10 protein-coding genes are annotated in these 13,614 nt (G+C 43.4%); 3 read left to right on the forward strand and 7 right to left on the reverse strand.

The features are described 5' to 3' along the window. The first annotated feature begins 38 nt into the window (after positions 1-38). The 3 genes from recD to pnp all read left to right on the forward strand — a co-directional run bounded on the left by recD (position 39) and on the right by pnp (position 5,342). Positions 39-1,811 carry an exodeoxyribonuclease V subunit alpha gene (recD, locus tag ACTJIX_RS09610; protein WP_440611397.1) on the forward strand — a complete coding sequence of 591 codons (1,773 nt, stop codon included), beginning with the start codon at positions 39-41 and terminating at the stop codon, positions 1,809-1,811. A 912-nt stretch (positions 1,812-2,723) separates the two neighbouring features. Continuing rightward, on the forward strand, positions 2,724-2,993 hold the full coding sequence (gene rpsO / locus ACTJIX_RS09615) for a 30S ribosomal protein S15 (RefSeq protein WP_004637724.1): 270 nt from the start codon (positions 2,724-2,726) through the stop codon (positions 2,991-2,993). A 261-nt stretch (positions 2,994-3,254) separates the two neighbouring features. Further along, positions 3,255-5,342 carry a polyribonucleotide nucleotidyltransferase gene (pnp, locus tag ACTJIX_RS09620; RefSeq protein ID WP_171056640.1) on the forward strand — a complete coding sequence of 696 codons (2,088 nt, stop codon included), beginning with the start codon at positions 3,255-3,257 and terminating at the stop codon, positions 5,340-5,342. A gap of 446 nt (positions 5,343-5,788) precedes the next feature. Here pnp and ACTJIX_RS09625 read toward each other — a convergent pair whose 3' ends face one another. From ACTJIX_RS09625 to ACTJIX_RS09655, 7 genes are all read right to left on the reverse strand, one after another. Beyond that, positions 5,789-6,052: a YdcH family protein gene (locus tag ACTJIX_RS09625; RefSeq protein ID WP_103800581.1), complete on the reverse strand. Its 264-nt coding sequence runs from the start codon at positions 6,050-6,052 to the stop codon at positions 5,789-5,791. Between the two features lie 82 nt (positions 6,053-6,134). Next, positions 6,135-6,464, reverse strand: coding sequence for a chaperone modulator CbpM (locus ACTJIX_RS09630; protein WP_008303908.1), 330 nt, complete (start codon positions 6,462-6,464; stop codon positions 6,135-6,137). A gap of 506 nt (positions 6,465-6,970) precedes the next feature. Next, on the reverse strand, positions 6,971-7,432 hold the full coding sequence (locus ACTJIX_RS09635) for a DUF2147 domain-containing protein (RefSeq protein ID WP_004813478.1): 462 nt from the start codon (positions 7,430-7,432) through the stop codon (positions 6,971-6,973). 193 nt (positions 7,433-7,625) lie between these two features. Next, complete coding sequence (locus ACTJIX_RS09640) at positions 7,626-8,090, reverse strand: DUF2147 domain-containing protein (RefSeq protein WP_440611398.1); 465 nt, start codon at positions 8,088-8,090, stop codon at positions 7,626-7,628. Between the two features lie 461 nt (positions 8,091-8,551). Then, positions 8,552-9,427 carry an Hsp33 family molecular chaperone HslO gene (gene hslO / locus ACTJIX_RS09645; protein WP_004813475.1) on the reverse strand — a complete coding sequence of 292 codons (876 nt, stop codon included), beginning with the start codon at positions 9,425-9,427 and terminating at the stop codon, positions 8,552-8,554. A gap of 50 nt (positions 9,428-9,477) precedes the next feature. Continuing rightward, positions 9,478-11,331 (reverse strand): cation:proton antiporter domain-containing protein, encoded by a 1,854-nt coding sequence (locus ACTJIX_RS09650; protein ID WP_440611399.1) that lies wholly within the window; start codon positions 11,329-11,331, stop codon positions 9,478-9,480. Between the two features lie 41 nt (positions 11,332-11,372). Then, positions 11,373-13,601: a primosomal protein N' gene (locus ACTJIX_RS09655; protein WP_440611400.1), complete on the reverse strand. Its 2,229-nt coding sequence runs from the start codon at positions 13,599-13,601 to the stop codon at positions 11,373-11,375. Positions 13,602-13,614 lie beyond the last annotated feature (13 nt).

Below are 13,614 nucleotides of genomic sequence, written 5' to 3' on the forward strand. Positions count from 1 at the left end.
CAGAAAATTATCCTGTGGATAAGTTTGAGGATAACTGTGTGGAAAATGAGCAAAATCACATATCACAGCTGGCTTCGCCATTGATGCCCTGGATCGAGCATATATGTCAGCCACCATTCAGCTCAGCTAACTTCGGCGATGAGGCTAAACTGCTCATGCATGCCGTACTGGAAGCCATGCAAAATGGTAACAGCTGTATTGACGCGGCAGAGGATCAAATCGCCTTGCTACACAATCTGGTGCGCCGTGGCGAGTCTGATCAGCATGCGATTGCTCCTTTTATGTTTCAGGACCAGCAGTTGTACCTGTACCGTTACTGGAAACTGGAACAGGCAATCGCTGCGCATGTGGTTCGCATCAAATCCCAGCAGTTAAAAGCTGTTCAGTTGAATGGCTATCATCGTAGCCTGCTTGCTGATCCGCAACAGCAGAAAGCGCTGGAAATGGTGGCCAGTCAAGGTTTAAGTATTATTACGGGTGGCCCGGGAACCGGGAAAACCTATACGCTGGCACATATCATTGCGGTGCTGAATGAAAGTTTGCCGGACATCCGGATTGCCATGGCAGCACCAACCGGCAAAGCGGCACAGCGTATGAAGGAAGCGTTGCAGAATGCCTTGAGCAGTCCGGCACTGGCCCAGTTTGACTTGGAAACCTTAAAACAGTTACAACCTGTGACTTTGCATCGTCTCTTAGGTTTGGGAATAACTGTACAGCCAAGATTCCACGCCCGACAGCCACTACCTTATGAGGTGATTGTGGTCGATGAAGCCTCTATGCTTGATCTGAGCCTGGCACAGATGCTGCTGGCAGCGGTGCCAGATGGGGCGCGTTTGATTCTACTGGGCGATGCGAATCAGCTGGCTTCTGTCGATGTTGGCACCGTATTGGCTGATTTGCAGCAGGTTCCGGCCCTGGCCAATAACCGGATCAATCTGATGAAAACTCGACGGTTTAGTGAAGGTGCACGGATTGGTGCATTGGCACATTTTATTCAGAAAGCACATCCTGATCAGGATCTGTTAACCGAATTTGAACAGCAAGTGGTAACTGCATCCGAGCTGCAGACCATTGATCTGGAGCAGATTGAAATTGACCATCTACAGCTGCAATACCTGCCGGAAAATGTATTGCTCAATGATGCTCAACCTTATTATGACCAGCTGATGTATGGTTATCAGGGCTATGTACAGGCTCTCAAAACAGGGGTAGGCAGTCAAGATTTTAATAGGTTTGTAGAGCAGATTATCCGTCATTTTGATGATTACCGTATCCTGACTGCAATCCGTCATGGGGCTTTTGGTCTGACCCGACTCAATCAGCAGATTGAACAGCGCCTGCTCACTGCAACCGGGCAGATCAAGCAGGGCGACTGGTATATCGGTCGTCCGGTGATGATGACTTATAACGATTACCAGCTAGGACTATCGAATGGGGATATTGGGATCTGTTTCCTGCGGGAGCATCTTGGACAGCGCCAGTTTGAAGTCTATTTTCCGAGTCTGGAAAAATGGGTTTTAGCAACGCGTTTGCCAAAAAGTATTGAAACTGCCTTTGCTCTAACCATTCACAAATCCCAAGGTTCAGAGTTTAGGCACACTGCAGTCGTACTGGATCATAAAGCCAGTAACCTGTTAAGTAAGGAATTGATTTACACAGCGATTACACGTGCAAAAAAAGCAGTCACACTATTGGTAGATCGTGAAGCATTTATACAATCATTAAGCCTGAAAACTACCCGTCGTAGTGGCTTAAGCAAAAAAATCATTGAACAGTGTCATAACTTTTCAGGTGATAGTGAAACTGATTAATGTAAGCATATGCTTACAGCGATTCAGGAGATTTGCGGATAGAGCTTCACTGCCCTTTTTGAGAAGATGGGCCCTACAAAGAACTCAACAAGGAAAGTTGAGTATAATCGCATAATTATTATAAGAAAGTCGTGAGACAGCGAACTTACATTGATGTAGGTGAAAAAAGAGGAAACTTACAGCCGCTAAGCCTTGTAGTTTTGGGAGAGACTACAAGGCTTTTTTATATCTTGAGTTTATGGAAAGGTAGCATAATTTTATAAATTATTTAATTTATCTAAATCATCTGTGTAAGGTGAACAAGATGGGTTAAAAATGAGATTTGTGTAATATTAATCACAATTTAGGTTAATTAATGTAAGAAAATACTTACATATAGATACGAAAAATGCGTCTATGAGTAGCCCGGCTTTGTGGCAGAATCTACTACACAGGGATGTTGCAGCAAGAACATGGAAAGTTTTTATTAACAATAATAACTATAAAGCGCGATGCAGCGTAATAAAAACAATAAACAATAAAAAAATAATGAAGAAGAAGAAACTACAGCGCACAAGAAGCCCGAGTCCTCTCGGGCTTTTTTTATAGTTAAATAAAATTACCTGTATATTTAGCCAATGAGGCGAAAGATCAGCTGTTTTATATTTGACTGAAATAATAAAGCGTTTTTCATAATCTTTAGTTCAATCTCTAAACCAATTCGACAAGCTTTATCTTGCAGATAAACAATCTGATTCCAGTGAACTGAGTGGATTTCTTTAAATCTATCTATCGTCGCATGATCTATTTTTGCAATCTAACGTAATTTCCCTTAAAATATGCAACTTGCTGTAGTGATGCACGGCAGTCAATGTTCTGAATTCTCATTACTTTGATTTTTATCAAGATATATAAGCATCTCGGAGAAATCGAATGGCTTTAACAAACGCAGATCGCGCAGAGATCATCGCTAAATTCGCTCGCGCTGAAAACGACACTGGTTCACCAGAAGTTCAAGTAGCTCTTTTAACTGCTCAAATCAATGACTTACAAGGTCACTTCAAAGAGCATAAACACGACCACCATAGCCGTCGCGGTCTAATCCGTATGGTTAACCAACGTCGTAAGCTTCTTGACTACCTAAATGGTAAAGACCACGGTCGTTATGTTGCTTTGATCGGTGCTTTAGGTTTACGTCGTTAATTCGATTTAAGCTTTATTTTCGGGTTTATTGCATGCATTGTGCTTTACAGCTGAAAACTAAAGTCAGCTTGGCTTTTTAGTCAGGCCTAGGAAGGGGCGAATGTTTCGCTCCTTCTTTGTGTTTAAAATTAGTGTTTCTTTCTGGTGAGGTCGGCTTCTAAGCTTTGTCATTTACTCGTTCAAAAGGACGTGAATGCCAAACCTTAGGGGTCTCCACTAGAATAATTGTTCACAAGAACTAGGAAAAAATAAAACATGTCGATGTTTAATATTGTTCGTAAAGAATTCCAGTTTGGTCAGCACCAGGTGGTTCTTGAAACTGGTCGTGTTGCACGCCAGGCCAATACTGTTGTGATTACTATGGGTGGTGTAACCGTACTGGTTGCTGTTGTTGCCCAACCGACTGCTAAAGCGGGTCAAGACTTCTTCCCGTTAACCGTAAACTACCAAGAAAAGCAATATGCTGCGGGCCGTATCCCGGGTGGTTATGGTAAACGTGAAGGCCGTGCGTCTGAAGCTGAAACTTTAATTTCACGTCTGATTGACCGTCCAATCCGTCCATTGTTCCCAGAAGGTTATTACAACGAAATCCAGGTGACTGCGACTGTAATTTCTTCTGACAAGACCATGGAAGCTGACATCGCTGCGATGTTAGGTACTTCTGCTGCACTTGCGATTGCGGGTACACCATTCCGTGGTCCAATCGGTGGCGCACGTGTTGGTTTGATCAACGGTGAATATGTTCTTAACCCGAACTATGAACAAATGGCTCAGTCTGACCTTGACCTGGTGGTTGCAGGTACAGAATCTGCGGTATTGATGGTTGAATCTGAAGCGAAAGAACTTTCAGAAGACCAGATGCTGGGCGCTGTATTGTTCGGTCATGACGAAATGCAAATCGCGATTCAAGCAATTAAAGAATTTGCTGCTGCAGCTGGCGCGAAAGAATCAACTTGGGTTGCTCCAACTAAAAACGAAGATCTTCAGGCAAAACTGAAAGAAGCGTTTGAAGCGAAAATCTCTGAAGCGTACACCATTGCAATTAAGCAAGACCGTTATGCGGCACTTGATGCAATTCAAGCTGAAGCAGTTGCTCAATTCGTTCCTGAAAATGACGAAACTGGTATTGCAGACGACTTGAACGAATTGTTTGAAGATCTGAAATACCGCACAGTACGTGACAACATCCTATCTGGTAAGCCACGTATCGACGGTCGTGACACGAAAACAGTTCGTGCACTTGACGTACAAGTTGGCGTGTTAGACCGTGCACATGGTTCAGCATTGTTTACACGTGGTGAGACTCAGGCGTTGGTAACAACAACTTTGGGTAACACACGTGATGCCTTGATGGTTGATACATTATCAGGTACTAAAACTGACAACTTCATGCTTCACTATAATTTCCCTGCATACTCTGTAGGTGAAACTGGTCGTGAATCTGGTCCTAAACGTCGTGAAATTGGTCATGGTCGTTTGGCACGTCGTGGTGTTCAAGCTGTTCTGCCTGCGGCAGACCGCTTCCCGTACGTAATCCGCATTGTATCTGATATCACTGAATCGAACGGTTCATCTTCAATGGCTTCTGTATGTGGTGCTTCTTTGTCACTTATGGATGCAGGTGTACCAATTAAAGCACCAGTGGCTGGTATCGCGATGGGTCTTGTGAAAGAAGGCGAACGTTTCGCAGTTCTTTCTGACATCCTGGGTGACGAAGATCACCTTGGTGATATGGACTTTAAAGTAGCCGGTTCTGCAAACGGTATTACTGCACTTCAGATGGATATCAAAATCGAAGGTATCACTGAAGAAATCATGGAAGTTGCTTTGAACCAGGCGTATGCAGGTCGTATGCACATCCTGAATGCAATGAACCAGGTGATTTCACGTGCTCGTCCAGAAATTTCTATGCACGCACCGACTTTCCAGGTAATTACCATTAATCCTGACAAAATCCGTGACGTAATTGGTAAAGGTGGTGCGACTATTCGTCAAATCACTGAAGAAACCAAAGCTGCGATTGATATTGAAGACAATGGTACAGTACGCGTATTTGGTGAAACTAAAGCTGCTGCACAAGCTGCGATTGCAAAAATCCAGGCGCTGACTGCTGAAGTTGAACCAGGTACGATCTATACAGGTAAAGTGATTCGTATCGTTGAATTCGGTGCGTTCGTTAATATCCTGCCAGGTACTGACGGTCTGCTACACATTTCTCAAATTTCTAACGAACGTATTGCCAATGTTGCAGACGTATTGAAAGAAGGTCAGGAAGTGAAAGTACAGGTTGCTGATGTTGACAACCGTGGCCGTATCAAATTGACAATGAAAGACATTGAACAAGCTTAATTGTGAGATGACTTTTAAAGTCTGAAAAAAGCCTGCTTTATGCAGGCTTTTTTACATCTGAAGTTTATAAAATCAAAAAATACCGGCTGATTTAAGTGAGAAAAATCCGTTAGATCCAGTCAATATTTGAATTACATTGCTTGCGATGATGTTGCTGAAGGATTATGTCTTGATCATATTTTTAGATTTTATTTTGACCAGAACGCTGGCAGCAAATTAAAGTTAATTGAATTTGCTGCCAGTGCAGATGTGATCTAAACAATACCGAATTGATTATTTCGCTTATGAGCAAAATATCATCCACTAAATTATTTAGATCACCTTAGGTTTTTTGCATTTTTATAGAGGCAGAAAGTAGGATGCCAATAATTCTCCTGCTTATGCTTAAAATCACTTTTGGATTCTTATAACATGAGCTGCCTGCTTTTAGTCTTAACTATCCTGAATCAGGTCAAAGGATCTGCCTCTGAATTCTTGAGTAGTCTGTAAATCTCATCTTTTAGCTTTAATTTTTTTCGCTTGATTGCTTCGATGTCTGTATTGACAAGAGTTACCGGGTCTAATGCCAGCTGTGCAATCTGTCGATCCAGTTCATCATGTTCCTCAAAAATACGGGCGAAATACGGATTTTCATCCCGGAGCTGGGTAATAAGGTCGCGATATTCGGGGAACATGTACTTTAATTTTTTATTGCAATCTCTGGTTTTCATAATCAGTTATAAACTCAAAAAAATAATGTAAGAATCCCCGAACCATCTCAGTTTCAGCCGAGACAGACCAGGGAGGGGGAGGTTATTTGAAGTGCAGATGCTTCACTTCACGACGTAGCTGTTGAACTTCATCAATCAGATCCAGCATCATGGCGACAGCACTAAAAGATGCATCAAAATCACGTTGTAAGCGGTATGCCCGTTGTGCTCGGGTAACATCTTCACCAATGAAATGATAGGAAGTGTTACGACTACGGTTAGGTAAAATGCCATGTTCCATCAGCTGCATTACCCATTCCGGGCTTTGCCCGCATGCTTCTGCAAAATGGCTGAGATCAAATTGATGGTCATCCATGATTTCTGAGGGGATAAAACCCTGAGAAAAATTTTCTTTATATTGAATGGTGGTCATGGCCTGCTCCTTAAATATCCAGACTAAAGTCATTGCTGTGAATCAGATCGGGGGCATGTGTTAATAAATAGGATTGGAGATAATGCCTGAGATCAGATTTCCCATGCTTCAATATATGTGTGGCAGTCGTGCAAAAACTGCTGGAGGTACAAAACCTGCTTAAATTTAAGTTAGGCAAGTAGTGAGCTAAAAGTGGCTGATATCTGCCACGCCATAGCAACTGTTTTGCCGAACATTGGTCGAAAATAGTTTCAGATGCATCACCATATTGCTTATTTTTATTTTTGGACATCCCTTTGCCGTGACCCACTATTAATAAAGAGTCAGGTAATCGTTGGAGCATATAGGTATATGATCTGAACATAGTAAATGGATAAAAAATAACCGTGTTCGATCCATTATTCTGAGTTTTAGTGCACTACAACAGTGAAGATTTGTACCTTATTGTTTCAAATCATGACAATAAAAAAGCCTCTGAGTAGAGGCTTTTTAAAATACTAACTAAATTAGTGTTTTATCCAAGTTACGCTGCGTCCAATTACGGAAACGCCTACATAACCACGCAGAGTTAAGCGTTTACCATTAGCGTTCAAACGTGCTTTACCTTTATAGATCTTGCCCCCAATTGGATCTAAGACTTGACCATCGATGTATTCATTTGGCTTATTTGGATTTTGTTTAAAATTCCAAATAAAAGGTAAGCCAATGAACGGTTTACCTTTGAGCTTGCCAGGGCAGTTATGGCAAATAACTTGTTTTTCGGCACCTGGTAGACTCCGGGTTTCGACAATAATCCCTTCATAGGTGCCATCAGGTTTTTTGCGGATTTCGACATCTGCACGTGAATAGCCACTTTGGTCATCTACAGTCTTCCATATTCCAATCAATGGATCTACATTGGCTAAACTGCATACTGACACGGTTGCTAAAGAAATCCCCATACATAAAGCGCGTACTAATTGTTTCATATCCATCCTAGGAAATTATCGTGTTTTAAAATAGATTTATTGCTCTAATTTATAAATAATAACTTTATAAATCAATTTATTATTTTGTGATGAAAGTTGTTTTAATACGGGTTAAATGAACGAAGAATCATGTTTTATCGAAAATGTTTGAAGCTTGTCCAAGTCATATCGCCTAACTTGGACAACGCAATTTTCAATTTTTGATCCAAGTCATATTACGCCCGACTGGAGATCCTTCAGTTCGGCTATGAATTGCCAGATGTCGGCCATTATTTTTCAGACGTGCACGTGCCTGATATAGCTTTCCCGAGATGGGGTCGAGCAGGGTGCCATTAATAAATTCATTAGTCTTTTCTGGATGACTGCTCAGACCCTTAAGCATGGTCAGTCCAACCAGAGGCTGATCCTTGAGAGAGCCGGTGCATTGAGTACAGTTTTGTTGAGGAACCGCCCCCGGAACCTCGCGTACATTTACAATTTTGGCCATATAGCGATCTTTAGCATCCTTACTGATGATGACATCTGCCAGAGAATAACCGGTACGGTCATCAATGGTTTTCCATTGTCCAAGCAGTGGATCATTGTTGGCAGATACTGACAGGCTAATCGTGCTTGCTGCTGCAAAAATCATGGAACAGAACAGTTTAAATTTCATCATCACACATTCCCCAAGTATTAAAAATGCTTCTAAAATCTTAAAGGCATAAAAATATTATGGGATTAATATAGCGTGAAAAATCTACTAATTACCAGTGAATAATCAAATATCTTCAAGAAAAATTAAAACCTAAATTGATGAACAATCACATTAATTGAGGAATGTGGGACGTGGTGAGTATTTGCTGGATCAGCAGATTAAAAAGCGAAAGAGACAGAAAGCTGGTTAAATAATTAGCTCAGACAGCTTTGGAAGTCAGGATTAATCAATAGCGGATTGAGTTTATATTCATTAAGAATAGAGTGGGGCCAAGTATTGCTATTTCCATATAGCTGTGTAGAGCTGAATGATATGGTAAGTTTGAGATTAAAAATATTTATTTTTCATAGAAAAGAAAGCTCTGGATTTATAAAAATAAAAGCACTCCTATTGAGTGCTTTTATTAACAAAGATACCTGTAATTAACTAAGGTGCTCACCGAACAGACCTAAAGCTTCTTCAGCAGTAAAGGTATATTGGCTGTTACAGAACTGACAATCCATTTCAATTGGATTCTGGAATTCTAAAGTTTCACGAACAGATTCAACTCCGATCTGTTGCAAGGCAATGGCACAGCGTTCTTTAGAACAGGTACAACCGAATTTCAGCTGTTCTGCTTCAGGCAGACGAACTTGTTCTTCGTTATATAAACGATAGAGGATTTCATTGGTATCCAGGCTAACCAGTTCTTCTGCTTTCAAAGTTTCAGTCAACATGGTCACGCGTGGCCACAAATCCTCATCCACATAGCGTTGTTCTTCCTCACTATTACGTGGTAGAAGCTGGATCAGCAGACCACCTGAACGCTTTTGGTCACTTGCCAGCACAATACGGGTTGGAATCTGTGCAGACAGATCATAATACTGCATCAGACAGCCCGCCAGATTATGTTTATCCAGTGGTACGATACCTTGGTAGCGCTCACCGACTTCAGGCTCAATATTGATAAACAGTACAGGACTGATCAGGGCTTTTAGAACGGTACTGCTGTCTTCTGCCACCTGAAAACGGGGATCTTCTTCATAATCAGCCAACGCACGCACTTCACCACGATGGTTACATTCCGCCATCGCCCATTTAAACGTGCCAGTAGCCTGAATCTGCAGACTGATGCGTCCCTTGATTTTTAACGTACTTGCCAATAGGGCAGTCGCACTGAGCATTTCGCCCAAAAGGATTTGTACGGCAGGAGCATAGTCGCGCTGCGCTAAAATTGTTTGTAAAGCTTCTTGAAGATGCACTACTTCACCACGAACAGGGCTATCCTCAATAAAAAAGCGTTGGCGTAAATCAGACATAAAATTCTCCATAACCCTGCTTTAATGGTGACACTATTGTAAAACACAAGTTATGACAGATCATCTGTTATGGTATCAATTCCTGTGCCGTTGACATTCTGTTGCTTCTGTATTGGATTTATTACACTTTTACGATGTTGATCCTGTTCGAACAGGTAGCTTAACTCTGCCATGCTGCTGTGGTGTTGAGCATATAATGACTCAGAACCAGATTCAGCCTGCTGTTCTGCTTTTAATAAAGTTTCATCATACTGACGGAACTGTAGAATTGTCTGCTCAGCGAGTTCTACAGATTGATGGGTTGCTGCCAGTAATGACTGTGTCAGCGCTAAAGCAGAAAGATAAGTTTCACGGAAAACATTTTCCACACCCAGTTCATGCAGCAAATGTGCATGATGGCGATCACGTGCGCGTACCCACAATTTCAGATCCGGGTAATTCCAGCACAAATGACGTACGACCAGCAAAGAATCCTCAATATCATCAATCGCGACAATCACCTGATCTTTGGAAGCAATATCTGCCAGTTGTAGCGCCGTGGTTTCAGTTGCATCTGCCTGAAAGAAAGGAATGGCCTGATCTTTGAGTAGGCCACTTGCTTCAACCGTATTGTCCATCACACTAAAGCTAAGATCTTGCTGATGAAGTACACGTGCTACGATTTGCCCAAAGCGACCAAAACCAATCAGTAAAATCGGTGTAGTGGCTAAAGGCTCTACCTGGGTATCAAAGTCTGCGACCAGATGATGTGAGCGATTTAATCGCGGTAAGATTTGTTGATCGAGCAACCAGTAGAGCACTGGTGTCATTAACATGGATAGCGCCAGCATACATAGCAATGGCGATAACAAGCTGATATCTAAGATGGTATGGGTAATTGCAATAGTGAGTAACACAAAAGCAAACTCACCGCCTTGGGCCAGGCTAACTGCGGTTAAGGTGCTGGTACGCCAGCTATTTTGATAATAACGGGCAATTGCCAGACTGAGCACAAATTTACTCAATATGATCAGCACGGCGCCACCAATGATCAGTCCAGGCATCTGCAAGACATCACTTAGCTGAATCGCCAGGCCAATACTGATAAAACACAAACCGATCAATATGCCATGAAAAGGCTGAATGGCATTTTCGACGTGTGGTCTGAAATCGGAATCAGCCAGCAGAATTCCGGCAAATAAGGCTCCTAAATATAGTGTTAGTCCCAGTGTCTGCATCAATACCAACAAGCCGAGGATTACAAAAATTGCCACCAGGACATGCAGGTCATGGCTGCTGCTTCTGGCAATCCAGCGATACAGAGGGTGCATCAAATAGCGGTTACACAGGAACAGTCCGGTAAAGGTTGCCATAATGGCAGCAAAATAAGCCACGCCATGTTCAGTCGAACTTACTCCGGAAAATAATGGAATAATGGCAATTAGTGGAATCAGCAGCAGGGCTTGAATTAATAAACTGATATAACTGAGCTGACCATGGGAAGTCGCGAGCTGCTCCTGTCGCATCAGATGTTGAATACTCAGTGTCATCGCAGACAGGCTGCCAGCCAGCCCAATGACGACACTGGTGATGAGACTTTGCTGTAAAAAAATGGCAGAACATAAGCTCAGAATGGCACCTGACCCCAAGACCAGTGTAGCAGTTGAGATCCAGGCAGAATGAGACATCTGGATGAAGCGTTGTGGCCGTAGTTGTAAACCTACCCAGAACAGCAGAGACAGGATACTGATTTGCATTAGCATCGAACGAAGTTGGGGATCAGTAACGAGATTCAGGGTTTCAGAACCGAGCACAAGGCCCGTCAATAAATAACCCAGCACTGCTGGCAGTTTCAAATAGCGGGTGATTGGCACAATCAGCAATGCTGCCACCAGAATTAATGTAATTTGCAACAGTATCGACATGTTCAACCTTAAATCTTATTTCCGTATTGCAGCTTGCAGGACTAGCTCAGTTCTTGTGGATCGACATCCAGGCTTAACTTCATTGAGGAAGGCTTGTCTTGCAGCATGGCTTGCCACCATGCCCTGACATAATAGTGCAAACGTGGACGGTCTGCAGACAGTAGTACCATATGTGATTGGTAACGGCCCGCCTTGCGTTCCATTGGTGCGGGAATAGGTCCCCAGATCTCCAGTTGCAGGTCCTGATACTGCCTTAAGAAGGCAGCATGTTTCTGTAAGAACTCTGTATTTAATGCCTGATCACGTGATTCGCAACGGATCATCACTGCATAGCGATAGGGTGGCATGCGGGCAATCTGACGCTGCTCTAAGGTCTGTTTGGCAAAAGCCCGGTAATTATCTGTCACCAAGGTATTTAGCAAAGCATGATCAGGACGTAAGGTCTGTAGATAGACATCACCCTTGTGCTCGCCACGACCGGCACGACCAGCCACCTGTACAATCAGTTGGGCAGTGCGTTCGGTGGCACGGAAGTCCACACTGAGCAGACCAGAATCAATATCTAAAATAGCGACCAGTGTGACATAGGGGAAATGGTGACCTTTGGCCAGCATTTGCGTACCGAGCAAAATCGCCGGTTCGCTTTTTTGAATCTTGTCATAGATTTTCTGCCAGCTACCGACCCGACTGGTAGAGTCACGATCTACCCGAATGACTTCATGATCGGGAAAGAGTTCATTCAATTGCTCTTCGACCTTGCCGGTTCCCATGCCGAGTGTTTTGAGTTCAGTATGATTGCAGCTTGAACAATGATCCGGCATACGGTGCAGGGTGCCACAATGGTGACAGTGCAAATGTTGATATGGCTGACGGTGTACAGTGAAATTGGCATCACAGTTTGGACACTGTGCCTGCCAGCCACAGCTGTCACAAATCAAAACGGGTGCATAACCACGGCGGTTCAGGAACACCAGTACCTGTTCCTTTTTTTCCAGACGTTTGCGTATTTCCTGAATCAGATGCAGGCTGATGCCATGCTGTTTCTGTGCCACCTTTAAATCTAGAATATGAATCTTTGGCATTAAGGCTGTACCAGCACGCTGGTTGAGTTTCAGTACCTGCATTTTGCCATTGGCAACCAGTGCATAGGTATCAATGCTGGGTGTGGCAGAGCCCAGAAGCACCGGACATTGCTGCAAATGCCCGCGATAAAGCGCAACATCTCGGGCATGATAACGGAAGCCTTCCTGCTGTTTAAAGGACAGATCATGTTCCTCATCCAGGATGATCAGTCCCAGATTAGGCATCGGGGTATAAATGGCAGAACGGGTACCCAGCACAATCGAGGCTTTACCAGTTTCTGCAGCTTGCCAGGCTTGCAGACGTTTCGAGTCATTTAAACCAGAATGTAACAAGGCAATATGACAATGGAAACGTGACTGGAACCGGCTAATGGTTTGTGGCGTCAGGCCAATTTCCGGTACCAGCACTAAAACCTGTTTTCCCTGTTTCAGCACCTTTTCCATGATCTGCAAATAAACTTCAGTCTTGCCGCTGCCGGTCAGACCATCCAGTAAGAAAGCCTGATATTTATTTTTAAATTTCAGCACCTGCTGAATGGCATGCTGCTGTTCCGGATTGGCTGTAAGCGGCATTTGTGCCAATTGAACAGGCTGCGGGCTGAAATCCTGGGGTTCCAGCACACATTCACAAATTCCTTTTTTCTCTAAAGCTTTTAGGGTAGCTGTCTCGATCCCTGCCAGGTTCAGTACAGTTTCAGTGGTACCGACTGGATGCAATTTTAAAATTTTATAGGCTTCCTGCTGACGCTCGGAACGGCGCACCTTGGCTTCTGCCTGGTCATCTAACAGTTTCCAGTTCCGGGCCAGCAGGTTATAGGGCTTACCCTGACGTAATAAAGTTGGCAAGGCACTTTGCACCACTTCACCAATCGGGAACTGGTAATACTGCGCTGACCAGTTCAGCAGATTGAGTACCTTGTCATCAATGAGTGCCCGGTCATCCAGTAATTCAGTAATCTCTTTAAGTTTAAAACTGGAATCTAGCGGAGTGTCTGGCGGCAGCTTTTCCATAATGACCCCAACCAGATTCTGCCGGCCGAAAGACACCGCCACGCGCGCACCAACCTCAGCCTGCTGATATTGTGCCGCACTTAAACTGTAATCAAAACAGTCAAACAGATGAACAGGAACAGCAACACGAACACGATAAACTGAAGGAGTTGAGGCTGGGTGATCTGAGATGGGCAAGTGAGGCATCCTG

Source organism: Acinetobacter sp. 22323 (assembly GCF_052044895.1).
Taxonomy (GTDB): Bacteria; Pseudomonadota; Gammaproteobacteria; order Pseudomonadales; family Moraxellaceae; genus Acinetobacter; species Acinetobacter schindleri.

What these genes read in the sequence shown, in the direction of transcription:
- ACTJIX_RS09635 (WP_004813478.1), bottom strand. Translation starts at nt 7,432, where the DNA reads ATGAAACAATTAGTACGCGCTTTATGTATGGGGATTTCTTTAGCAACC.
- ACTJIX_RS09640 (WP_440611398.1), bottom strand. Translation starts at nt 8,090, where the DNA reads ATGATGAAATTTAAACTGTTCTGTTCCATGATTTTTGCAGCAGCAAGC.
- ACTJIX_RS09650 (WP_440611399.1), bottom strand. Translation starts at nt 11,331, where the DNA reads ATGTCGATACTGTTGCAAATTACATTAATTCTGGTGGCAGCATTGCTG.
- pnp (WP_171056640.1), top strand. Translation starts at nt 3,255, where the DNA reads ATGTTTAATATTGTTCGTAAAGAATTCCAGTTTGGTCAGCACCAGGTG.
- hslO (WP_004813475.1), bottom strand. Translation starts at nt 9,427, where the DNA reads ATGTCTGATTTACGCCAACGCTTTTTTATTGAGGATAGCCCTGTTCGT.
- ACTJIX_RS09625 (WP_103800581.1), bottom strand. Translation starts at nt 6,052, where the DNA reads ATGAAAACCAGAGATTGCAATAAAAAATTAAAGTACATGTTCCCCGAA.
- ACTJIX_RS09630 (WP_008303908.1), bottom strand. Translation starts at nt 6,464, where the DNA reads ATGACCACCATTCAATATAAAGAAAATTTTTCTCAGGGTTTTATCCCC.
- rpsO (WP_004637724.1), top strand. Translation starts at nt 2,724, where the DNA reads ATGGCTTTAACAAACGCAGATCGCGCAGAGATCATCGCTAAATTCGCT.